This window comes from Pseudomonas sp. WT-JTC (genome assembly GCF_056711565.1).
This window is the reverse complement of the sequence record NZ_CM160042.1, coordinates 4,038,993-4,062,670: the sequence shown is the minus strand read 5'-3', so window position 1 is coordinate 4,062,670 and position 23,678 is coordinate 4,038,993. Positions and strand designations below refer to the sequence as shown.

19 protein-coding genes and 1 pseudogene are annotated in these 23,678 nt (G+C 60.8%); 14 read left to right on the top strand and 6 right to left on the bottom strand.

The annotated features are described in order from the left end of the window. Positions 1 to 112 precede the first annotated feature (112 nt). From tssB to AC06G5_RS18410, 8 genes and pseudogenes are all read left to right on the top strand, one after another. The gene (tssB, locus tag AC06G5_RS18445; RefSeq protein ID WP_413426869.1) at positions 113 to 616 is read left to right on the top strand and encodes a type VI secretion system contractile sheath small subunit; all 504 of its coding nucleotides are present in this window, start codon (positions 113 to 115) and stop codon (positions 614 to 616) included. A 33-nt stretch (positions 617 to 649) separates the two neighbouring features. Then, on the top strand, positions 650 to 2,188 hold the full coding sequence (gene tssC / locus AC06G5_RS18440; protein WP_413704559.1) for a type VI secretion system contractile sheath large subunit: 1,539 nt from the start codon (positions 650 to 652) through the stop codon (positions 2,186 to 2,188). Between the two features lie 39 nt (positions 2,189 to 2,227). Continuing rightward, a complete protein-coding gene (gene tssK / locus AC06G5_RS18435) occupies positions 2,228 to 3,583 on the top strand; it encodes a type VI secretion system baseplate subunit TssK (RefSeq protein ID WP_413704560.1) in 1,356 nt (451 codons plus the stop codon). After that, positions 3,580 to 4,263, top strand: coding sequence for a type VI secretion system protein TssL, short form (tssL, locus tag AC06G5_RS18430; RefSeq protein ID WP_413426863.1), 684 nt, complete (start codon positions 3,580 to 3,582; stop codon positions 4,261 to 4,263). The genes tssK and tssL overlap by 4 nt, the downstream gene beginning before the upstream one ends. A gap of 7 nt (positions 4,264 to 4,270) precedes the next feature. Further along, positions 4,271 to 5,977 (top strand): OmpA family protein, encoded by a 1,707-nt coding sequence (locus tag AC06G5_RS18425; RefSeq protein ID WP_480457952.1) that lies wholly within the window; start codon positions 4,271 to 4,273, stop codon positions 5,975 to 5,977. Between the two features lie 34 nt (positions 5,978 to 6,011). Then, positions 6,012 to 6,503 carry an Hcp family type VI secretion system effector gene (locus AC06G5_RS18420; RefSeq protein WP_413426859.1) on the top strand — a complete coding sequence of 164 codons (492 nt, stop codon included), beginning with the start codon at positions 6,012 to 6,014 and terminating at the stop codon, positions 6,501 to 6,503. 150 nt (positions 6,504 to 6,653) lie between these two features. Beyond that, positions 6,654 to 7,736: pseudogene (locus tag AC06G5_RS18415) on the top strand (Clp protease N-terminal domain-containing protein); the annotation flags it as partial. A gap of 223 nt (positions 7,737 to 7,959) precedes the next feature. Continuing rightward, complete coding sequence (locus AC06G5_RS18410) at positions 7,960 to 8,763, top strand: hypothetical protein (protein WP_413426826.1); 804 nt, start codon at positions 7,960 to 7,962, stop codon at positions 8,761 to 8,763. 34 nt (positions 8,764 to 8,797) lie between these two features. Here AC06G5_RS18410 and AC06G5_RS18405 read toward each other — a convergent pair whose 3' ends face one another. From AC06G5_RS18405 to AC06G5_RS18395, 3 genes are all read right to left on the bottom strand, one after another. Continuing rightward, a complete protein-coding gene (locus AC06G5_RS18405) occupies positions 8,798 to 9,535 on the bottom strand; it encodes a hypothetical protein (RefSeq protein ID WP_413426824.1) in 738 nt (245 codons plus the stop codon). 190 nt (positions 9,536 to 9,725) lie between these two features. Continuing rightward, positions 9,726 to 9,962 (bottom strand): hypothetical protein, encoded by a 237-nt coding sequence (locus tag AC06G5_RS18400; protein WP_413426822.1) that lies wholly within the window; start codon positions 9,960 to 9,962, stop codon positions 9,726 to 9,728. A gap of 297 nt (positions 9,963 to 10,259) precedes the next feature. Continuing rightward, positions 10,260 to 11,168: an alpha/beta fold hydrolase gene (locus AC06G5_RS18395; protein WP_413426820.1), complete on the bottom strand. Its 909-nt coding sequence runs from the start codon at positions 11,166 to 11,168 to the stop codon at positions 10,260 to 10,262. Between the two features lie 182 nt (positions 11,169 to 11,350). Here AC06G5_RS18395 and AC06G5_RS18390 point away from each other — a divergent pair, with 182 nt between their 5' ends. The 3 genes from AC06G5_RS18390 to AC06G5_RS18380 all read left to right on the top strand — a co-directional run bounded on the left by AC06G5_RS18390 (position 11,351) and on the right by AC06G5_RS18380 (position 14,634). Beyond that, the gene (locus tag AC06G5_RS18390; RefSeq protein ID WP_480457948.1) at positions 11,351 to 11,797 is read left to right on the top strand and encodes an anti-virulence regulator CigR family protein; all 447 of its coding nucleotides are present in this window, start codon (positions 11,351 to 11,353) and stop codon (positions 11,795 to 11,797) included. Between the two features lie 121 nt (positions 11,798 to 11,918). Beyond that, on the top strand, positions 11,919 to 12,431 hold the full coding sequence (locus AC06G5_RS18385; RefSeq protein ID WP_480457946.1) for a hypothetical protein: 513 nt from the start codon (positions 11,919 to 11,921) through the stop codon (positions 12,429 to 12,431). A 283-nt stretch (positions 12,432 to 12,714) separates the two neighbouring features. Then, positions 12,715 to 14,634: a tyrosine-protein phosphatase gene (locus AC06G5_RS18380; RefSeq protein WP_480457944.1), complete on the top strand. Its 1,920-nt coding sequence runs from the start codon at positions 12,715 to 12,717 to the stop codon at positions 14,632 to 14,634. 996 nt (positions 14,635 to 15,630) lie between these two features. On the opposite strand, the gene AC06G5_RS18375 is transcribed toward AC06G5_RS18380, so the two are convergent. Together AC06G5_RS18375 and AC06G5_RS18370 are read right to left on the bottom strand one after the other, a co-directional pair. Further along, entirely contained in the window at positions 15,631 to 16,578 is a 948-nt protein-coding gene (locus tag AC06G5_RS18375) for a helix-turn-helix transcriptional regulator (RefSeq protein WP_413704577.1), read from the bottom strand. Positions 16,579 to 16,836: 258 nt separating this feature from the next. Further along, positions 16,837 to 17,289 (bottom strand): hypothetical protein, encoded by a 453-nt coding sequence (locus AC06G5_RS18370; RefSeq protein ID WP_413428728.1) that lies wholly within the window; start codon positions 17,287 to 17,289, stop codon positions 16,837 to 16,839. 321 nt (positions 17,290 to 17,610) lie between these two features. Here AC06G5_RS18370 and AC06G5_RS18365 point away from each other — a divergent pair, with 321 nt between their 5' ends. Together AC06G5_RS18365 and ppk2 are read left to right on the top strand one after the other, a co-directional pair. Continuing rightward, on the top strand, positions 17,611 to 19,332 hold the full coding sequence (locus tag AC06G5_RS18365) for a SulP family inorganic anion transporter (RefSeq protein ID WP_413428729.1): 1,722 nt from the start codon (positions 17,611 to 17,613) through the stop codon (positions 19,330 to 19,332). A gap of 58 nt (positions 19,333 to 19,390) precedes the next feature. After that, positions 19,391 to 20,209, top strand: coding sequence for a polyphosphate kinase 2 (gene ppk2, locus AC06G5_RS18360; RefSeq protein ID WP_413428730.1), 819 nt, complete (start codon positions 19,391 to 19,393; stop codon positions 20,207 to 20,209). Positions 20,210 to 20,257: 48 nt separating this feature from the next. Here ppk2 and speF read toward each other — a convergent pair whose 3' ends face one another. Then, entirely contained in the window at positions 20,258 to 22,441 is a 2,184-nt protein-coding gene (gene speF / locus AC06G5_RS18355; protein WP_413428731.1) for an ornithine decarboxylase SpeF, read from the bottom strand. A gap of 443 nt (positions 22,442 to 22,884) precedes the next feature. Between speF and AC06G5_RS18350 the strand changes: the two genes are divergently transcribed. Next, positions 22,885 to 23,673, top strand: coding sequence for a DeoR/GlpR family DNA-binding transcription regulator (locus AC06G5_RS18350; RefSeq protein ID WP_480457940.1), 789 nt, complete (start codon positions 22,885 to 22,887; stop codon positions 23,671 to 23,673). The last annotated feature ends 5 nt before the right edge of the window (positions 23,674 to 23,678 follow it).

Here is a 23,678-nt window from a genome sequence, read left to right as displayed (position 1 = left end):
TTTCGGGGTGGTGCGTCCCTCCAGGATAGTTCATTGTTGCCCCCCGAAATGATTGATACATTTATCGACAGAGATGTTGCTCGCGGCTGTTGCGAGTTCGCATGGAGGAGTTATGGCTTCAAACAGTTTTCAAAATGAAGTGCCCAAGGCTCGGGTCAACATCAAGCTCGATTTGCACACTGGCGGTGCTCAAAAAAAGGTCGAGCTGCCTTTGAAGTTGATGGTCATGGGTGACTACAGCAACGGCAAGGAGCAGCGCCCGCTTTCGGAGCGCCACAAAGTTGGAATCAACAAGAATAACTTCGATAGCGTATTGGCCGAGTTCTCGCCAGTCCTGAAACTGGCGGTGGAAAATACCCTGGTGGATGACGGCGTCGACACTTCGGTCGAATTGAACTTTCAGTGCATGAAGGATTTCGAGCCTGAGCAGGTGGCGAGGCAAATCCCCCAGTTGCGTGCCTTGCTGGCGATGCGCAACCTGCTGCGCGACCTCAAGTCCAACCTGTTGGACAACGCTACCTTCCGTCACGAACTGGAGCGAATCCTCAAGGACGATGTGCTGAGTGATGAGCTGCGGGCCGAGTTGGCCGCCTTGGCTCCGGAAGAAGCTCGTTAATTCAATTCGGTTCGTTTAAAGGGAAGTTCCACAATGTCTTTAGAAAGTTCTAACGCGCAATCGCGCGGCGCTACAGTGTTGCCTGAAGAAAATGCAAGCGTGTATGGCGCACTGTTTGGAAAGATCAATCTCAGTCCAGTGGCGAAATTAGGCGGCATCGACAGCTTTCAGAATGCCGAGGCGCTGGCTGAGGCCACGGCCGATGAGCGCGTGACGGCCGCTGTCAGTGTGTTCCTGAACCTGCTCAAGCAGTCGTCGCAGAAAATCGAGCGCCTGGACAGAGCGCTGCTCGACGGCCATATCGCAATGCTGGATGCACAGATCAGCCGTCAACTCGACGCTGTGATGCACCATCCTGACTTCCAGCGAACCGAGTCAACCTGGCGTGGCGTGAAGTCGCTGATCGACCAGACCGATTTTCGCCAGAACGTACGAATCGAGCTGCTCGATATCAGCAAGGCGCACCTGGTACAGGATTTTGAAGACGCTCCGGAAATCGCGCAAAGCGGCCTGTATTTGCACACCTACACCCAGGAGTACGACACGCCCGGCGGGGAGCCGATTGCCGCGGCCATTTCCAACTACGAGTTTGGTCGCGATCCGCAGGACATAGCCCTGCTGCGCAACATCTCCAAAGTCTCGGCGGCTGCGCACATGCCTTTCATCGGTGCCGTCGGCCCCGAGTTCTTTGGCAAGCAGTCGATGGAAGAAGTCGCCGCCATCAAGGACATCGGCAATTACTTCGACCGTGCCGAATACATCAAGTGGAAGGCGTTCCGCGAGAGTGACGATGCCCGTTACATCGGCTTGCTCATGCCGCGGGTGCTGGGGCGTCTGCCGTATGGTCCAGACACCGTTCCGGTGCGCAGCTTCAACTACATCGAAAGCGTCAAAGGCCTGGATCACGACAAATACCTGTGGACCAACGCCTCGTTTGCCTTCGCTGCCAACATGGTTAAAAGCTTTATTGCCAACGGTTGGTGCGTGCAGATTCGCGGACCGCAGTCTGGCGGTGCGGTCACCGGTTTGCCGATCCATTTATACGATCTGGGCACGGGCAACCAGGTGAAGATTCCTTCGGAGGTGATGATTCCGGAAACTCGCGAATTCGAGTTCGCCAACCTCGGATTCATCCCGCTCTCGTATTACAAGAATCGCGACTACGCGTGTTTCTTCTCGGCCAACTCTGCGCAGAAGCCGGCGCTGTACGACACGGCCGATGCCACTGCCAACAGCCGAATCAACTCGCGCTTGCCCTACATCTTCCTGCTGTCGCGCATCGCTCACTACTTGAAGTTGATCCAGCGCGAAAACATCGGCACGACCAAGGATCGTCGTCTGCTGGAGCTGGAGCTGAACAAGTGGATCGGCGGCCTGGTGACCGAGATGACCGACCCAAGTGATGACTTGCAGGCTTCGCACCCGTTGCGCGATGCCAAGGTCACCGTGGAAGACATCGAGGACAACCCCGGCTTCTTCCGCGTCAAGTTGTATGCCGTGCCGCATTTCCAGGTGGAAGGCATGGACGTCAATTTGTCGCTGGTTTCGCAGATGCCCAAGGCAAAAGCCTGAGGCTCCGAACAGCTGTTCATTTCGTAGGGAAACGACGTCATGAAAATCGACCGCCCCTTGTGGGCCGCGGGGGCTCTTCTGTCTCCGCAGCAATTCCAGCAGCAGGCACGCTGGGAGGCCTGGGCAAATGAGCGTCTGGCGCATTTGTCGCTGGTTCATCCCTGGGGCATCCAGGCGGTGGCGTTTGACCTGGAAGCTCTGCGCCTGGGTAAGCTCAAGGCCACTGAGCTGCGATTGCGCATGCCCGACGGGACACTGATCGATACTGATCATGTGGATCGTCTGCCAGCGGGCCTGGAACTGGCGCGCCTGTTGCCCGATGACCTTGCGGGTGCAACGTTGCTCCTGGCCTTGCCGCTGGAGCAGGGCAATGGCAACAACTGCCTGTTCGACGACGTCAAGGCCGATCGACCGACACGCTTTCGTCAGGATTGGCGCCAGGTGCAGGACCTGTATGGCGATGAGGCGCAATCGATCGGCGTGCTGGAGCACGTACTGAGCCTGCGCTTTGCCCATGACGACAACGGCGACTACCTGACCTGCCCGATCGCGCGCCTGGTGCGCGACGGGCAGGGCGCCTGGAGTCTTGATCCCGGCTATGTGCCGCCGCTACTCAGCTTCGCGGCGCATCCGGGGCTGTTGGCGCAATTGGATAACCTGTTGACCCAGTTGTCCGCCAAGCGTCAGCGCTTGATGGGCATGCGTCGCGAAAGCAATCAGCGCATGGCTGACTTTGCCGTGGCGGACGTGTCGTTGTTCTGGCTGCTCAACGCCTTGAACACTTACCAGCCGGTATTGGCCGATCTCAAGTCCTGGCCTGCACGGCACCCCGAGCAGGTCTACCTGGAGCTGACCAGGCTGGCCGGCAGCCTGCTGACCTTTTCCCTCGAACACGACATCGAGCAGATCCCCCCTTACCGACACGAACATCTGGAACAGGTATTGCCACCGTTGTTGCGCCTGATCTCCACCTTGCTGGAGGCCAGCCTGCCGTCGCGAGTCATTGCCCTTGCGCTGGAGGAGGCCGGCGCCAACCGCTGGCAGGTCCGTCTCGACGATGGGCGCCTGCGCGAACAGGACGGCGCCGACTTCTATCTGTCGGTGCGTAGCGGCTTGCCGGCGGCGCAGTTGCAGAGCCAGTTCCCGCGCCTGTGCAAGATCGGCGCGCCGGACGATGTCGAGCGTCTGGTCAACGCCGCGCTTGACGGCGTGCCGTTGCAGCCACTGAGCCATGTTCCGGCGGCCATTCCCCTGCGCCTGGAAAACCAGTACTTCGCCCTTGACCTGAACCATGCGAAGGGGCAGGCCATGCTGGCCGCAGGGACCTGTGTCTTCTACGTACCCGGCACCCTGGCCGACGTCAAACTCGAACTGTTCGCGGTATTACGCACATGAAACCGACCTTATCCAAACTACCTGCCGTAGCGGCGGTGGACGTCGATACGCTGTTGCAGGACAGCTACCTGCTGGTGGTCGAGCTGCTGCACGGCACACCCGTACATGGCAGCCAGGACATATCGGCACTGTGCATCAAACAGATCGAGCACGTACTCGGGCAGCTTGAACAAGCCGGGTTGAGCCGACGCAGCATCGACCATATCAGTCATGCGCAGTGCGCGTTGCTGGATGAAACCGTGCTGGGCTTCGCCAAAGGGGAAGACCACGCCAAGTGGGCCAATGAACCCCTGCAAGCCAGGTTTTTCAATCGCCACCAGGCCGGTGAGTTCCTGTATGAGGACATGCGCGAAGTGCTGCGCGATCCCGCGCCGGACTTGCATGTACTGACGGCCTTTCACCGGGTGTTGATGCTGGGGTTCAAGGGCCGTTATCAGCAACTGGATGACCCCGAGCGGGAGCAACTGCTGGCCGCATTGAGTGCCAGGGTGCAGCCGTTGAAACTCGGCCAGTCGATCGACACGCAGTTCAACCCGGGCACTCGCGGCATCACGCCTGCCTGGCTGCGAACGCCCCTGGCCCAGGGGTTGGCTGCAGGTGTGTTGCTGGCGGCGGTCTGGTGCGGACTGGACTATCTGTTGGGCGATCTGATCGCCACGCTTGTGCCTGGCCGGGTGTGAGGGGCCGATGACCTTCAAACTCAAACGTGGTCTCTGGCTCTGGGCGGGCACACTGGCGACCGTACTGCTGCTGATCATTCCAATGACGCTCTGGCTTCGCGTCATGGCAATCGTCGTGGTGGTTGTCGGCGTCGGCATGGCCTGGAAGCGGATCGGCCGGCAGGCGGCTCATCAGCGCCAGGCGCTGCTGATGAGCGAAAGCCAGCCATTGCCGCCGGCGTCCTATCGCCTGCCGGTGGTATTGGTCTGTGGTGACGGCCTGGTCGGTCTGTTTGGGGAGATCCCCGCCGGGCAACTGGCCCTGCGCATCACCGGGCAGGGCTGTTATGTGCGCGTGGCCAGTCTGGAACAGTTACCCGCGGTAGCTGACAACCTGATGTCCCTGCGTCCTGACTGGGGCCGGCAATTGAGCGTCCTGTTCATCGTCAATCCCCAGGAACAGGTCGACAGCGAAGTGCTCGCCGGCCGGGTGCGGACGGTGCGCCATCAATTGATGCGTGTGCGCAAACAGGGCATTGCCGCGCCGCTGCTGGTGTTGAGTTACCTGCAAAGCCCGCGGGGGGCGGGGCAGTGGTTCAGTTGGGAATCCGGGCAGGCCAGCCCCAACGTGCGCGAAGCCGGCGAGTGCGTCAGCCTGGACCAATGGCAGGTGCAGGTGGCGGACAATGCCACGCGCGCGTTGCGATTGCAGACCAGCGTTCGGCTCAACAGCGCGGCGGCGTGGCTGGCTGAAACCGTATTACCACATCTCGCCCCCCGCGAGGCCCACACCCACAGCGACCTGGTCGTGGCCAGTGCCATCACGCTGGTCGCGGAGGGGCCCCGGCGTGTGCCGGGCAACCTGTGGCAGCAATGGTTGCGCAACAGGATTGCATTGGCGGACCCACGGCCCATCGAGCCTGATGCGTCACAGGCCTTGCCGTTTCCTGATCCGTTGTTGAGCCTGCTGCCGAGGGATTCGCGCTACTCACCGAACCGTCGTGCGGGTGTGATTGCGCTGTGGATGTTCACGGCTGCCGCGCTGGTCGCGCTGGTGAACTCGGCGTGGCAGAACACCTTGCTGGCACGGCAAGTGACCGATGACCTGCGGCGATACAACGCCATCACTCCGGCGGATCAGGCTTCCCGACCTGACGTCAACAGGCGGGAAGAGACCCTGGCAGTACTGCACCAGGATGCCGTGCGCCTTGACCACTATTACCGCCACGGCGCACCCCTGTCCCTGGGGCTTGGCCTGTATCGCGGCGAACGGCTACGTGAACATCTGTTGGCGGTGATCGCCGGCCACCGACAGCCAAAGGCGGCATCCGCCACGACGGTTCGCCTGGACAGCCTCTCGCTGTTCAGCAGCGGCAGCGCCCAGCTCAAGCCCGAGTCGGCCAAGGTGCTGATCAGCGCCCTTGTCGGCATCAAGGCCCAGCCCGGCTGGCTGATCGTCATTGCCGGGCACACCGATGCCAGTGGCAGTGCCGAGCACAACCTGGCGTTGTCACGAGCCCGCGCCGCAGCGGTTCACCACTGGATGCGGCAGATGGGCGATATCCCCGACAGCTGTTTCGCGGTGCAGGGTTTCGGTGCCAGTCAGCCCATCGCCAGCAACGCCACCGAGGTTGGTCGCCAGGCCAATCGTCGCGTCGATATACGTCTGATTCCTGAAGCGGGGGCCTGCGTGCCTCCCGCTGCAGGAGCGGACCAGCACCCCCCTGTCGCATAACGCGGCATTCACGATCCGAGAAAAGGAGCTTCACATGGCAATTCCCGTTTACCTGTGGCTGAAAGATGACGGCGACGCGGACATCAAGGGTTCGGTGGACGTGCAAAAGCGCGAAGGCAGCATTGAGGTGGTCGCCCAGGACCACAGCCTGTACATCCCCACCGACAACAACACCGGCAAGTTGACTGGCACACGGGTGCATACCCCGTTTCAGTTCAGCAAGGAAATCGACGCCTCAACCCCCTACCTCTATAAGGCGGTGACCACCGGCCAGACCCTGAAAAGCGCCGAGTTCAGGTGGTATCGCATCGACGATGCCGGCCAGGAAGTCGAGTACTTCAACACCAGACTGGAAAACGTGAAGGTGGTGAAAGTCGCGTCGAAAATGCACGACGTGAAAGATCCGACCAAGGAAAAACACAACCACCTGGAGCAGATCGAGTTGCGGTACGAGAAGGTCACCTGGACCTTCAAGGACGGCAACATCATCCACTCCGATTCCTGGAGCGAGCGCCAGAGCTCCTGATGCAAGGCAACCAGCAGGCGGGCATCCGCCTGCTGGTTGCGGTGTGCCTTGTCGAGCGTCTGCATGCGGACGTTCAACAAGGCATATCCCCACGCTTTCCATTTTGCACAACCGACTACTCGCTGGGGATCCAGCACAAGGACGTACCGCATGGCACTCGCTTCCACACGCTTGCTTCGCCGCCTCAATCCTTTCTGTGCCCAGGCACTGAGCGCAGCGGCATCGCTGTGCCAGAGCCGTGCCCATGCGCAGGTCAGCATCGAACACTGGCTGCTCAAACTGCTGGAGCAGGGCGAGGGCGACCTGACCCTGATTGCCCGCCGTTATGAATGGGACATGGACGCGCTGTGGCGCGGACTGCTCGACCATCTCGACACACTGCCGCGCAGCGTGCAGGGCAAACCGCAGCTGTGTGGCAAGTTGCAGGAATTGATCAAGAACGCCTGGCTGCGTGCGTCGCTGGAGAGCAAGGACAGCCTGCGTTCGGCGCACCTGCTCGGTGCGCTGCTGGAGAGTCCCGACCTGCTGGCGTGCGAAACCGCTTGGCCCCTGCTCAGTCTCAGCGAAACCCAGTTGCAACACCTGTTTGCAGTGCTCGACCAACACTCCGAAGAACGTCCGCTGGTGCAACAGGCAACAGCATTGGAGCAGACATTCGAGGGCTCGACTTCCAGTGAAGTGCCCAACGATGCCTTGCTGGCCGTGCTGGACAGATTCACTCAGGACATCACGGCCAAGGCGAGGGCAGGGAGCATTGATCCCGTATTCGGCCGTGACGATGAAATCCGCCAGGTCATCGACATCCTCAGCCGCCGACGCAAGAACAACCCGATCCTGGTCGGCGAGCCAGGTGTGGGCAAGACGGCACTGGTCGAAGGCCTTGCCTTGCGCATCGCTGAAGGCAATGTCCCGGACAGCCTCAAGCCGGTGTGTGTGCGCACCCTCGATCTGGGGTTGTTGCAGGCGGGCGCCGGGGTCAAGGGTGAGTTCGAACAACGTCTGAAGAATGTCATCGACGCCGTGCAGCAGTCGGCTGACCCAGTGCTGCTGTTCATCGACGAAGCCCATACCCTGATCGGTGCCGGCAACCAGGCGGGCGGGGCGGATGCGGCCAACTTGCTCAAGCCGGCGCTGGCCCGTGGTGAGTTGCGCACCATCGCCGCGACCACCTGGAGTGAGTACAAGCAGTATTTCGAGCGCGATGCCGCGCTGGAGCGGCGGTTTCAGATGGTCAATGGCTCAGCGGCCACAAGCGGGCAAGTCGTGCAAATTCTTCAGACGTCGAGATTGAACGTTCGTCGGATGGCGGGTTGCTACCATCGCAATTGCCTGCCGATATCGACACGGCTGCTACGCTTGGTCGTTGCAGTGCCCGAGCCTCATTCCTGCTCACGCTGCAAGGGTAATTACGGAGCGCGACATCCATTCCTGTCGGCAACCTGCACGGAGGCAGGCGATGGTGATCAAAAGCATGGCCGATTCGACTGCGGCGGGGGTTCCCGTGCCGCTCGATCGGGAAGAAATCGAGCGGGTGCTGGCGCTGTTGCTGGCCAGCCCGTTGTTTGCCAAGTCCAGGCGCATGGGCGGTCTGTTGCGCTTTCTGGTCGAGCACGACCTTCAGGCTTGCAACACGCCGCTGACCGAACACGCCATCGGCATCGCGGTGTTTCGTCGTGACCCGGCAGTGTATTGCACGGGCGACGATCCGGTGGTGCGAGTCCAGGTGGGGCGCTTGCGGCGCAAGCTCGCAGCGCATTACGCCGGCAATGGCCAGCAGGACCCGGTGCGCTTGAGCATTCCACCCGGGTGTTATCGCTTGACCTATCAGCGGCTGCGGCCCAAGGGCGTCGGCACTCGCCATCCGGTGGTCCAGATCCAGCCGTTTACCTGCCTCACCCGCGATGGCGATGACTTTACCCGGGGCTTGTGCGAGGAGTTGAGCTGCCGCCTGTTCGAGTCGTTCGAACAGGCGCAGACCGGGACCAATCATGTGTTGATGCGGGTGGCACGCAACAGCGAACCGGTACCGGACTTCAAGCGTGGCGGGCGTTACAGCTATTGCCTGGAGGGCAGCGTGCGGGTCGAGCCTTCGCGGGTGCGAGCGTCATTGCGTCTGGTGGATGTGGCGCAGGGGCGGATTCGCTGGTCGGCGCAGTTCGATCGTGATCGACCCTATGGCATCGCCACCCAGGAGGACCTCGCGCAGTCGATCTGCCGCTCGCTGACGGGTTACTTCGCCACGACGGGCAACGAGGAGTGAAAGGGGCAACCGCAAGGTTGCCCCGGCATGACGGTTACACGGTTTTCCACTGACCGCCTTCGTAAAGGCGACCTGCGGTGTTATCGAACGTCAAGTCGATTTCGATCGCCTTGGAGCGTGAGGTACTGAACATGGTGCTGGTCTGTACGTTCTGTTCGAACCACACGAGGATGGTTTCCACCGGCGTCAGCACGGTTTCACCGGTGACGACCTGATCCACCGCAACGTAAATGGGGGTGCTGACCTGAGTGCCATCAATGCCGGTAGATAGCTGGTTGATACCCGGATGGATGGGGGCGTAGTCGTTTACAAAGGTCATGGAAATGTTCGGTCCTCCGGTAACCGCCGAACTCAACAGACCGTGCTCATCGAGTGTCGATGTTTGCCCCAGGCCGATATTGACGATATTGGTCGAGACTTTGACCTGCACATTTGCCTTGAACAGGTTGGACGCAAACAGCTGATATTGAGGCGTCCAGCTGAACTCGTTGTTGCTCAGGTAAGCGTCATAGGACTGCCAGACCACGTTGTAGTCGGCGTCACCCACCTTCTTGGCAAAGCACAGCTTGTAGCCGGACTTCTTCAGCAGCGTCAGGTCGCCGGCGGCGATTTCGATGGTGACGGTTTTTTGCGAAGCCGCCAGGGCCGACCTCAATACCGGGCCGTAATCCGACGTCTTCAGTTGCGTTGCACCCATGATCGACTTGACGGCTTCTTGCACATCATTGTGAAGCTGCTGGCTCTGTTGGCTGACAGCGATTGATTTGCTCATGGTTTCCCTCTTCCTTGGTGGTGTGTTGGACAATCAATGGGTTGCTGGCGCCTGGCACTGCAGTCCATTGACGGCTTCACTCTAGGGGCGAGGGGCAGGGCGGCTAAGTGTCTTGGTGTTACAAGCGGGTATCGGGGTTGTATCAGGGGGCAAGTCAGCGGGGCAGCCAATCGGCCGCCCCGCCTTGACCTCAGGCGGCCTTGGCATCGGCCCAGACGAAGTTCCAGCTCGTGCGCTTACCCTTGGCGACCTCGATCAGCTTGTTCTCGTACACCGTGTGATTGACCACGCCGGTGTAGGTCAGGGTGCGGGCGGCATTGGTCCCGGTGACCTCGCCCGGCTTGCCGCCCGATTCGACCATGGCTTTTTTCATGTCGGCTTCCGACGGGGCGCTGCTCTGGTTTTTTTCCACTTTGACGAAACTCATGATTCACCTCTTCCGTGATGGGGGGATCGGTGCCGGCGCGGGCCGACAAGTCGACGACCCTGCTGCACACCGACGGCCATACTCTATTGGCCAGTTCGGCGGCGCAGAAGTGACAACTGCGGCGCTGAGGTAACAATCGGGAAACAGCGCCACGCATTGAAGTATCTGCGACGTATCAAGGGTGGATTCATATCGAAGAAGGTTGCGGCGAGTATCTCGGGCCGAATGGGCGCTCACCGAATGGAATTCCATACAAGGTTTCAGAGTTGTGCCTGCAGGAAATCGCAGGTCTCGACGTCACTTGTCGATAAACCCGCGAATCGCCGCGATGGTCTGCGTCGGCGCTTCCTCCATCAGCCAATGCCCGGCCCCCGGAATCACCACTTCGGTGACCTTGTCCGCCGCATTGCGCATCACGATGGCCTCATTGGCCCCGAAGGATTTCTCACCGCCGACCGCGAGTACCGGCATGCTCAGTTTTTTGACCATCGACGCTTCATTGTCCACGGCATCCTGACGAATGCTGCGGAACTGGGCGAAGGCCGCGTGCATGGCGCCGGGGCGGGCGTAGAGTCTGGCGTAGTGCTGGCGGGTGCCTTCGTCGACCTTGGCCGGGTTGCCGGCGAATTCGTTCCAGAAGCGGTCGAGGTAGAGGCGCTCACGCCCGGCGACCAGGCGTTCCATGTCCGGTCCGCCGAAGTCGAAGTGCCACAGCATTGGCGAACGCACGATGTCGTTCCACGGCGGAATGCCCGGTACCGGCGCGTCCATCACCACCAGGCGATCGGTGTGTTCCGGGTAGCGCGAGGCATAGGCGAAGGCGACCATGGTGCCGATGTCGTGGCCGACGACCACCGAGTGCTCGATCTTCAGCGCATGCAACACGCCGCGGATGTCGCCGGCCTGGGTTTTCTTGTCGTAGCCCGCCGCTGGAATCGATGACAGGCCCATGCCACGCAGGTCCGGCACCACCACGGTGTGGTCCCGCGCCAGATCGGCCGCCAGCGGTGCCCACATGTCGCCGGTGTCGCCAAAGCCATGCAACAGCACCACCGCCGGCCCCTTGCCGCCGACGCGCACGTGCATCGTGACGCCATCGACGGGGATGTCCTGGGTCTGGAAGGAGGCAGGGAACGGCGTGACATCGGCGTGGGCCGCGACGCTTGAGGCGAGCAGGGTGAGGGCGGTCAGCAGGGGGCGGATCATGGCGCTGTCTCCGGGGAGGTGCTGTGAGATGCATACAATCGACATGCCCCATCCTTCGGCAAACACCTGCAAGGCTTCGATCGGATGAGCGTAGACGGTTTATGGTTCTGTGCCTCGATGGAACCAACTTCGTCAATAGCGTCTAAATTTCAGGGAATATTCCCGCCACGAAGGAGCGACTCATGTTCAGGTCTCGATCATTGATTGCAGCGATTACCTGTCTGACTCTGGTCAGCGGTCCGCTGACTGCGCTGGCCGATCCGGGTAACGGCCAGGGCAACGGGAAGGCAAGCCATGGCAACCAGGGCAGTCATGGCAACAAGAACAAGAATTCCAGTGGTGGGGACTGGAGCAATGGTCCAAGCATCAATCGAGGCAGCGTGCTCGAGATCATTGGCGGGAATACGGGCTACTGGAGCCCCGGGCCGGCTTTGCCACCGGGTATTCAAAAGAACCTCGCCCGAGGCAAGCCGCTTCCACCGGGCATTGCCAAAAAACTCGATGGCCGACTGGTCGGCAGACTGCCCCACTATGAGGGTTACGAGTGGCAGCAGGTCGGTACGGATTTGATCCTGGTAGCGCTGGCCACCGGGGTCATTTATGAAATTCTCGACGGCGCGTTTGATTAACCTGAGGAAGGTCGTCTTCCTGCTGATTCAAGGTGCTCCAGCCGTCTGTCGTGACAACTTGAACTGTCTGAGGGATATCGCGTCATACGCCACGCGATATCAACCACCTACGGAAGCAATCATGCTTTTTAAAAACAAGAGTCTCGTAGCTGTAATGTCATGCGCCATGATGCTTGCAGCCGCCCCGTTACTCCCTGACGGCCTGTCGATCATGGGTTCTGCATACGCGAAGGACGGCGGTGGGGGCGGTGGCGGTGGAAACGGCGGCGGTGGCGGTGGCGGTGGCGGTGGCGGAAACGGCGGCGGAAATGGTGGCGGAAACGGCGCAGGCCACGGCGGCGGCATGGGTGGCGGACACGCCGGTACAGGCCATTCCGGCAGTAACGGCCGCGGCAACGGGCTGGACAGCGACCATGCCGGCAAATCCGTGCGCGACCATGGCCTCAGCGGGAACCATTTCGGCAGTGAGCGCAATGACGATAACGGCCGTGGCACCACGACCTCAGGCATCGCCCATTCCAAGGATACTCGCGGTGTCGCCAAGGCCCGGGCCATTTCGGCCTCGAAGCCGGGTGATCACAACACCAAAGGCTTGAGTAAAGCCGGACTGTCGACCTCGAAAAAATCCCATTGAGTTCGCGGTTGTAGAAATCAGTTTCAGAAAATCAAAGAACCCGCCGAGAGGCGGGTTTTTTGCACCTGGCATTAGATCACCGGCCATTGCGCATCTCGCGTCGCACCCCGCACATCATTCACTTCCTTCAGTAAAGTGGCCGCAAAACGGCCCTTGCACGGACAGAAAACGAGCCACCCGGACACATCGCGCAGTGATTTGCGTCCGCGGGCGATTTGTCATGTTCAGCGTCATTTCAATGTAGATATTAGTCAGCCCAATGCGATTTCAATGAGGCTGCCCTGTGTTCCAACGACTTGTGTGTTCGCTGTCTGTCTTGAGCCTGTCCATCGCTGCCGCCCAGGCTGCGGAGACGGTCCCCCTCAACACGCCACGCCTGAAGAGCATCGACAATTTCCGCGATGTCGCCGGGCTTGCCACCGCCTATACCACGGCCAATGACGGTACCCTGCGTGGCGGGGTGTTTTACCGCTCCAACGCGCTGACCCCGTCGGCGGCGGATCTGGCGACCCTCAACGGCCTGGGCATCAAGGCGGTCTACGACCTGCGCACGCCCAGCGAGATCGCCGCTACGCCCGACAGGATGCTCACGGGCGCGACGTACACCAACATCGACATCATCGGCGGCTCCACGTCTGGGGCGAACGTCACCAATGTCGCGTTCCACAGCGCCGCCGAAGCCACCGCCATGATGCAGGACACCAACCGTGATTTCGTCAGGAACGCGGGGATGCGCAGCGAATTCAACCAGCTGTTCAATGAGCTGGCCGCGGTCGACGGCGCGGCGCTGTTCCATTGCACCGCCGGCAAGGACCGTACCGGCTGGACCGCGGCTGTGCTGCAAAGCATCGCCGGAGTCGACGATGCCACCATCATGAGCAACTACCTGGCGACCAACAACTACACCGCCGCGCGTATCAAGGCGACCCTGGCGGCGATGCCACCGGCCATGGCGACCATCTATGCGCCGCTGATCGGTGTGGAGGCCAGTTACCTGCAAGCCGGCCTGGACCAGGTGACCGCGCAGTACGGCACGATGGATAACTACCTCAAGCAAGGCCTCGGCCTGTCCCAGGAAACCATCTACGTGCTGCGCGGCAAGATGGTGTTCTACAACAGCTTGCCGGGCGCGGCGGACCTGGCCGGCAACGCCGCGGCCGGTGCGCAGTTGTTGCAGCAACTGCAGAACAGCAACCTGTCGGGCACCTACAGCGCCTATAACTATTACCTGCAGTCGGCCATCGACGCGCGCAGCCTCGGGGGCGTCGAGTCTACCGTCGGCGGTCAGGTGCACGCCGACGCTGCCAGCTATCTGTTGCGCCAGGGCGCAATGATCGAACAGGCCGCCGCGCCCTTCACCAGCGGCACCGAACTCAAGGCCGGGCAATATCGACTGTGGAGCACCGCCCTGGCGGGGTATCTGGGCACCGACGGCTCATCCCGGGCCTCCAGCAGCAACGAGCATAGCCAGGGCATGATGATTGGCCTGACCCAGCGCTTTTCCGAACAGCTCAGCGCCCATGCCGGTTTCGGCTACAGCAACGGCAATGTCGGTGGCGCCGGTGGCGAGGCCGATACCGACCTAACCTTCTTCAGTGTCGGCGCACGCTTTGCACCCAACGGGCTGGAACGTGGCCTGTTCGTGGATGCCGATGCCAGCGGCGGCTATCTGGATTACTCAAGCACGCGCGAACTCGGTGGAGGTCTGGGCACGGCCAAGGGCGACAGTCATGGCAACCTCACCGGCGCGACCCTGGCACTGGGTTACCGTGTTCCGGTGAGCGGCGTGACCCTCGAGCCAAGCCTCGGAGTGCGAATCAGCCACGTCAACCTGTCGGGCTTCCAGGAAAAGGGCAGTGAGCTGGCCCTGGACGTCGACGGTATCCACGAGACCCGCAAAAGCGCGGTGGCCAACCTCAACGCTTCATTTGCACCGGTCGCCCTGGGCGCCTGGCAAGTGGTGCCGGGCGTGCAAGTGGGCTACGAGCATGTGTTGGGCGACCACGAAACCGACAGCGAAGGGCACTTGCTGGGCCTGGATGTTGAACAGCAGGCAGCCTTCGACAACCGTGACCAGTTCACCGGTGGCGTCAATGTCATGGCCAATCTGGGGGCGTGGAGCGTGGGTGCAGAAATCGGCGCCAGCGGTGGCGGCGACAGCCATGGTTTCAATGGTGGCCTGAAGGCGAGCTATCTATTCTGACGGGATCCTTGTGGGAGCGAGCCTGCTCCGGGCGGCGTTCCGACGAAGGCGGCCTGACTGAGTACATATCCGTTTTTTGGGTGACGGCGACTTAGGGTTTCGCCCTTACGGCGACTCACTTTTTTTACAAGCGCCTAAAAAAAGTAAGCAAAAAAACGCTCGCCCCGAACGTCCGGCCCCTCGCCTAGGCTCGGGGTTCCTTCGCTCCGGCATTCATCCGGGGGCATTGCCCTCCGGTCGGCTTCGCTCGACCTACATGCAATGGGTTCGACTGCGTCGAACGGCGCTACGCGCCATTCCCCGGATGAACACCTCCACTCAGCCTGCCGAGGGGGCGGGTGGATCAAGATCAAGAGCGGCAGGCGAGCTAACGCTCGGCCTGTTGAGTGGTGAAGGGCAGAGCGGGTGTTCGCGAATCTGCCTTCGCTCTGCTCCGCTCTTCTGTAGGAGCGAGCTTGCTCGCGATGGACGTCAACGATAACGCGGGCTGTCTGAATCCCCGCGGTGTCCCGGCGTTTTTCGCGAGCAAGCTCGCTCCTACAGGGAAACGCGTTCAATTGCGATCAGGCCGGCCGGTAGGCCGCCTCGCTTTGGCTTTGGCTTTTGATCTTCTTGCCCCCTCGTGAGGCTTCGTTCCGGTTCTGCGCAGTGGGCAACCCGGCATGGATGCCGGGTTAGCCGCGTACGGCCATGGATGGCCGATCGCGGCGGGCCCACGGAGCAGGACCGGAGCGAGGCACCGAACGTCAGGGGCAAGAGCCCTTGGTTACTTGGGGCCGGGCGGCGCTCCGCTTTTCCAAGTAACCCGCTGTAAAAGCGGAACCATAAGAAGCCGTTACCGCAGCAACGGATATGTACACCGGTAAAAGACGCGTCGCCCAACACCCCGCCATCGCAAGCAGGCTTGCTCGCGATGGACGTCAACGATGACGCGGGCTGCCTGAATCCCCGCGGTGTCCCGGCGTTTTTCGCGAGCAAGCTCGCTCCCACAATTCCTCAATTGTCCGGCATTGGCCGCGTTCGCAGGCCCTTTCTCACATCGGCGGGACTGATGCCGTAGGCACTCTGGAAATACTGGCAAAACCGCCCGACATTGCTGAAGCCGTGTTGCAAGGCCACGTCAGTCACTGAAGGCGACACTCCCTGGGACAGCGCAGCGAAGGCGCGTTCCAGGCGTACCTGGCGCTGATAGGCAACGATCGAAGTGCCCATGAAGCGCTGAAAACCCTCCTGCAAGGCGCGCAGGCTGACGTTGCTCAGTTGTGCCAGTTCCGTACCGCTGGCCAGGTGGTCGGGATGCGCCTGAATGTACTCGACGGCCAGCTTCACATGCCGTGGCGCGATCAACGGGGAAGGGCGCCGAAGGGCTTCGGTGAAGTTGTGCGGCCAGGCTTCCAGCACCGCATCGACCAGCATTTCGCGAAGGCGCGAAGGCATCAGCGAACCCGTGTTGATCAGCAGGTCGAACTCGGTTCCCGTGGCCATGTCCACCAGTGCCTTGATGCCCTGCAAGGCGGGTAGGTTCAGGTCCACCACGGGCTCGAAACGGACTTTCTGCAGGATCGGCTTGCCCAGCAGCACCGACAGTCGTTCGGTGACCAGCCCCCGGCTGATCGAGATCCCGTGCTGGGCATGATTGTCGACGAAGCGTGCCGAGCGCACCTCGGCCTTGTCGATGGCCAGCCCGACCTGGGTAAAACCGGTCGACTCGGTGCCATGGTTGAAGATGATCTTGCCGGCGGTGGGAATGACGAAGGTGATTTCATCGAGAGGGGCGGGAAAAGCCACCGTGAAGTCACCGCGATAGTGCATGCGACGGAAACTGACACCTTCGTGTCTGCCGTAGACCCCGCCGATGATGATGTTTTTGGGCGGCGGCGGAGAGTCGGAATAAAGGTTGCCGAACAGGTTCGAGAACAACGCGCCAAAGTCGTCGCAACTCATGTCGTTGGATCTGATGATGATTTGCTTGCGCGTCGTGCTTGAGTACACCTGAAGTGTCACCTTGAGCGGAGGGGCAAAGCCCTGGTACAGGGATCTGGCGATCGGAGATCGAGCGGATGTGGTTCGGGGAAGCGCCAAGACGTTATCAGTGAGTAATGACAGGTTTGTGACCAGGGTCTTTAGCGCTGTCGCCGCTCGCACTGAACATTCGGTGGCACGAGCGGTATCGGCAGGTGGGCTGACCTGAAATGGCCGTGGCTATTTCACTGGCTCTCCAGACTTGATATCCCCGCAAAAAATATCGTAGTTGCCATCGGTCGCAGCCGTTCGCACGACCACCGAGTATTTGCCGGCAAGCAGGGTTTGCAAGGGGACAGGTGCCGTCCTTGAAAACGTCCAGCCACGTATGGGTTGGCGTTCGGTGACGACGATGTTGTTCATCGCATAGGCGACAGACCCGGGTTGCTCGCAACTGCCATTATTGATGAACGAGTAAAGGCGCAAGGGCAGGGAAACGTAGGATGGAGCGCCGCTGATGAAGAAACTGAGTCCGGTTTTGTTGTCCCAGTCCGTCAACGTGACGTTTCCGATCTGACCGGCGTTTTGCCGGGTGGCAACCAACTTGACGTTCACGCCATGGTTCGATGACGTGGCGCAGCCGAAAAGGCTTGCCGCAACCATGAGTGCAGCCACTGAGATGTTGAGTTTCATTGCCAAACTCCTGAGTTGAAGAACTGCAATGGGAGAATTAGCGGGTATAGCTCAATTATCGCCTTCTGACGTCGTCCGGATAAGGCTTTCCCTTTTTGACCGGTGATGGTGGGGCGTCTGTCCCCTTCGCCAGTCATGGAACGGCGTGGCCGCGCAAACCGGCTACATTTGTAACTGGCCAAGCCTGCGTGGATTGCCCACTGGCACATTCGCCTGGATGTCGATGAAGGTTTGCAGTGGTTACGCGTGCAGTTAAAGGATTGTGCGGTCAGTTGAGCCCACTCATCATCCGCACCGGACGAATTGTGACTGGAGTGATTCATGGATCAACAAGGCAGCCATCCGCAAGAGCGAAGTCCAGGCGCTCCACAACGGGGTACCTTGCGCAGCCTGTTGATCCCGGAATGGCTCGGCAGTTACCGGCCCGACTGGCTACGAGGCGATGTGGTAGCAGGGTTGACGGCAGCGGCCGTGGTCATTCCCAAGGCGCTGGCGTACGCCACCATTGCCGGCCTGCCGGTGCAGGTCGGGCTGTACACGGTGCTGGTGCCGATGGTGATCTATGCCGTGCTCGGTACCTCGCGCCCGCTCAGTGTCAGCACCACAACCACCCTGGCCATTCTCGCCGGCTCCGCGCTGGGCCAGATCAGCCCCGATGGCGATGCGGCGACCTTGCTGGCGGGGTCCGCCACGCTGGCCCTGATGGTGGGCGCGATCCTGATCGTCGCGGGGTTGCTGCGCCTGGGCTTCGTCGCCAATTTCATTTCCGAACCGGTGCTGGTGGGTTTCAAGGCCGGCATCGGCGTGGTCATCGTGCTCGACCAGCTACCCAAACTGCTGGGTACTCACATCGACAAAGGTGGCTTCCTGCACAATGTGCTGGCCACAGCCCAGAGCATCGCTCATGCCTCGCTGCCGACCGTGGCGGTCGGTGTGTTCATGGTACTGCTGCTGGTCGGCATGAAGCGTTTTACCCCGCGACTGCCCGCACCGTTGATTGCGGTGGCGCTTGGCATCATCGGCATGAGCCTGTTTGGCCTGGAGCGCTTTGGTGTTTCCGCGGTCGGCGTGGTGCCGATCGGACTGCCCGCGCCGACCCTGCCGGTATGGTCGTTGGCCGAAACCCTGTGGCCTTCGGCGATGGGCATCGCACTGATGAGTTTCACCGAAACCATCGCCGCGGGGCGCGCGTTCGCCCGCAGTGACGAGCCCGCGCCACAACCGAATAGGGAGCTGCTGGCCACCGGCGTTGCCAACATCGGCGGTGCGTTTCTCGGGGCCATGGTCGCGGGTGGCGGGACCACCCAGACGGCGGTGAACCGCCTGGCCGGCGCCCGTTCGCAACTGGCTGCACTGGTCACCGCTGCACTGGCATTGGGCACTTGCCTGCTGCTGGCACCGCTGATTGGCCTGATGCCCAATGCCACGCTCGCCGCCGTGGTGATCGTGTATTCGGTGGGCCTGATCGAGCCGGCGGAATTTCGCGAGATTCTGTCGGTTCGCCGTACCGAATTTGCCTGGGCCGTGGTGGCCATGATCGGCGTGATGCTGCTGGGCACGCTGCAAGGGATTGTCGTGGCGATTGTCGTTTCGTTGCTGGCACTGGCCTATCAAGTCTCGGACCCACCCGTGCACATCCTCGGGCGCAAGCCTGGCACCAATGTGTACCGGCCGCAGTCCGCCGAACACCCCGATGACGAACACTTTGACGGGCTGCTGTTGCTTCGACCGGAAGGCCGGATCTTTTTCGCCAACGCCCAGCGCATCGGCATGAAGATGCACCCCCTGATCGAAGAAGCACGGCCCGCCGTTGTGGTTCTGGACCTGCGCAGCGTGTTCGACCTGGAGTACACGGCCCTGAAAATGCTCACAGGGGCGGAACAGCGAATGCAGGAAAAAGGCATTTCATTGTGGCTGGTGGGCATGAGCCCGGGTGTATGGGACATGGTCATCAAGGCGCCCTTGGGCCATACGCTGGGCGAGGCCCGCATGTTCCTGAATCTGGAGCAGGCGGTTGAACATTACCAGCGCAGTCGACGCTGAATGAACGCGGCCGGGCGCGCTCCGGACGTTGTGTGATGCATTGAAGGAGGTAACGGGCATGGCAAAGAAGAAAGCAGCAGCGAAAAACAAACCGGTCGAAGGCGACAAGCTCAAGAACAAGGTTTATCTCGAAGAACTGGAGCGGCTGCATGTCGAGCTGGTCAAACTGCAGGAGTGGGTGCAGCACACGGGCGCCAAGATTTGCATCATCTTCGAGGGCCGTGATGGCGCCGGCAAGGGCGGGACCATCAAGGCACTGACCGAACGGGTCAGTCCGCGGGTGTTCCGGGTGATTGCGTTGCCGGCACCGACCGACCGGGAAAAAAGCCAGATGTATGTGCAGCGTTATCTGCCGCACCTGCCGGCGGCCGGTGAAGTGGTGATCTTCGATCGCAGCTGGTACAACCGCGCCGGTGTTGAGCGGGTCATGGGGTTTTGCAGCGAAGAGCAGGTGCGCAATTTTCTCACCGTGGTGCCGCGGGTCGAGCATGCACTGGTCGAATCGGGAATCATCCTGATCAAATACTGGCTTGAAGTGAGCCAGGAAGAACAGACCCGACGCCTCAAGGAGCGTATCACCGACGGGCGCAAGATCTGGAAGCTGTCACCCATGGACCTCAAGTCCTATAACCGCTGGTACGACTACTCCCGTGCCCGGGACGACATGTTCGAGGCCACCGATACCGAATTGGCGCCTTGGCGGGTCGCCAACTCCAATGACAAGCGGCGGGCACGACTGAACATCATCAGCGATGTGCTGAACAGCATTCCTTACGAAGAGGTGCCGCGGGAAAAAGTGAAATTGCCCAAGCGGCAAAGTCCCGGCAACTATCGGGATCCGAACTATCCGTTCAAGTTCATCCCGGAAAAATTCTGATCGATGCATTGGGCAGGAGCCAGCCCGGGCCGGCTCCTGCTGCATGCCTCAGGCCTTGATCACATACCCATACGCCCGGGTGCGACCGCCTTCGTGTTTCAGGTAGACACCCTGTAGCTCCGGTGTGAACCCCGGCAAGCGGTTGATGCCTTCTTCCAGGGCCAGGAAGTATTTCAATACCGCGCCACCCCAGATCTCTCCCGGTACCACGCAGAGCACACCCGGCGGATAGGGCAGCGCACCTTCGGCGGCGATACGCCCGTCCGCATCCGCCAGCGCCACCAGTTCGACGTTGCCACGGATGTATTCGATCTGCGCTTGCTGCGGGTTCATGGCCTTTTTCGGGAAGTATTCCTTGCGGAACATGTTCTTCTGCAACTGCTGCACATTGTGGCTGCGATACAGGTCGTGCATTTCCTGGCAGAGCTGGCGAATGGTGTAGTTGCGATAGCGTTCCTGATGTTGCGCGTAGATGGCCGGCAGCACCCGGCTCATGGGTGCGTCATCGCTGATGAAACGTTCGAAACGGGCGATTTGCGCGGCCAGGTGGGTCATCTTCGCCCAGTCTTCAGCCGGGGTGAGCAGGAACAGAATCGAGTTCAGGTCGCATTTTTCCGGGACGATGCCGTTTTCCCGCAGGAAGTTGGCGAGGATGCCAGCGTGAATACCGAACTCGGTGTAGCTGCCGTCCACCGGGTCGATGCCCGGGGTGGTGAACAGCAGTTTGCATGGGTCGATGAAGTACTGCTTCTCGGCGTAGCCACCAAAAGCGTGCCAGCGGTCCTTCGGATGAAATTCGAAGAAGCGGATGTCATTGGCGATTTCGTCCGTCGGGTAGTCTTCCCACGCGCGCCCTTCGATGGTGGACGGCACGAACGGCCGGACCATGGTGCAGGCTTCGATAATCAACTTGCGTGCTTCGATGCCGAACTTCACGCAGTCCTCCCAAAGGCGCAGGCCGCTGCGGCCTGAGTGAATGCGCGCGTTGACATCCAGCGAGGCGAACAGCGGGTAGAACGGGCTGGTGGAGGCCTGGGACATGAAGGCGTTGTTGAGCCGGTGGTGGTTGCAATAGCGGGCCTGGCCCTTGATGTGCCGGTCTTTCTTGTGCACCTGGGAGGCCTGGGAAAAACCGGCCTGCTGTTTGTGCACCGATTGCGTGACGAAGATGCCCGGGTCGTTCTCGTTCAGGTCGAGCAACAGTGGCGAGCAGTCTTTCATCATCGGGATGAACTGTTCGTAGCCGACCCACGCCGAGTCGAACAGGATGTAGTCACACAACTTGCCGATGCGGTCGACCACTTGCCGGGCGTTGTAGATGGTGCCGTCGTAGGTGCCCAATTGAATGATCGCCAGGCGGAATGGCCGTGGCAGTTGGGCCTTGTCCGGGGCGACTTCGGCAATCAGTTCGCGCAAGTACTCTTCTTCGAAACAGTGGGCGTCGATCCCGCCGATGAAACCGTAGGGATTGCGCGCGGTTTCCAGATAGACCGGCGTGGCGCCGGCCTGCAACAGCGCGCCCTGGTGGTTGGACTTGTGGTTGTTGCGGTCGAACAGCACCAGGTCGCCCGGAGTCAACAGGGCGTTGGTCACCACCTTGTTCGATGCCGAGGTGCCGTTGAGCACGAAATAGGTCTTGTCAGCGTTGAACACTTGCGCGGCGTGTTTCTGTGCCAGCAGCGCCGGGCCTTCGTGGATCAGCAAGTCACCGAGCTTGACGTCGGCGTTGCACATGTCGGCGCGAAACAGCGTCTCGCCGAAGAAGTCGAAGAACTGCCGGCCGGCCGGGTGCTTGCGAAAGAACTGGCCGCCCTGGTGACCGGGGCAGGCAAAGGTCGCGTTGGCGGCCTCGGTGTACCGTTTGAGCGAATCGAAGAACGGCGGCAGCAAGCTTTCTTCATAGGCCTTGGCCGCTGTCTCCAGTTGGTTGCCATGGTATTCGACGTTGCTGGGGGACAGGTCGAAGATGCCGTTCACTTGCAGCAGCACGTCATTCAGGTGTTTGTAGACTTCTCGGGGGCGGGTACTGGTGCCGGGGGAAGGCACCAGGAAAATCGGCACGTCAAAACCGGTGCGCTGAATGACGTCCAACGCTCCAGCCAACACGTCATTGACCGACACCACGGCCACGGCGACGTCGGTGAAGTCGGTTTGACTGAGCGGGACCACCTCCCGGGCGTTCAGGAAGCATTCGGAGGTGCCATCGCTGGCGGCAATTTTCAGAGCTTTCATGGGTGGTGTCTCCTGGCGGGCACTCAATTGTCCGCAGCTTTTTTAGAGAGCAACTTCCGAGGGAGCCTTCCAGTTCCCCTGATCGGAAATCATGTCACCACTGGTTATAGAGCATATTCCTGATCTGTCAGGCTTTTAGCGATTTGCTGGACGAGAGGCCATGGTCCCCCCGATAGCGGTCAGCCGTTCACCAGTGCAATCGTGAACGAAACTACGATCATGCACGCAAAAGCAAAATTGATATTCATGAAGTTTCCATCCAAAACATGAGTGACGGTGCCATCTTGGACAGGTCACAGGAAAATGAAAAATTCGCTGTAATGATTTGAAAGATCGAAAAAAATGATACCGGGAAGTGTTTTCCCGGCCGGCCGTTTGTGTTTAACCCGAGCTTTGGCTAATCTCGCATAAACACGCAGTTGCACGCATAAACGGGCGAAAACATGCACGACATCCATTCTGCTGCCGAACTGCCGTCAGTACGCCGACAAAAAATCCTGCTGATCCTCGAACGTGATGGCAAGGTCATGGCCTCGGAGTTGAGCCAGCACTTCGCGGTGTCCGAAGACACCATCCGCCGCGACCTGGCGGAGCTGGCCAGCGCCGGCCTGGTGCAGCGGGTGCACGGCGGGGCGTTGCCGCGGCCCAAAGACTCGGGCAAGGACTATTTTACCCGGATCAGCGAAACCGACGAGGTGAAAACCCGGTTGGCGCAACTGGCTGCACGACGGGTGCGGGACGGTCAGATCGTGGTGTTCGATTCCGGCACCACTACCTTGCAGATCGCACGCTCGCTGCCGGCGGACATCGCCATCACCGCGATCACGGCATCGCCGATGACAGCCATTACCTTGTCCGAATACAAAGGCATCAAGGTGATCCTGGCTGGCGGCCAGCTCAACCCGGCAACGATGTCGGCCAGCGGCCACGAAACCCTGCGGCTGCTGGCGGGCATCAAGGCCGACCTGCTGTTTACCGGGGTCTGCGCGATCCACCCGCAGGTGGGCCTCAGTTCGCTGCACTTCGATGAAGTGCCGGTGAAACAGGCCATGCTCGACTGTGCTTCCCACGTGATTGCCGTGACCACGGCGGACAAGCTCGGCGCGGTGGAACCCTTTGTCGTCGCGCCTTGTCAGCGCGTGCACACGCTGATCACCGAGCAGCATGTGGCGTCAGGCAGTGTCGAGGACTACCGGGCGTTGGGGGTCGAGGTGGTGCAGGCGCAGGATTGAACACT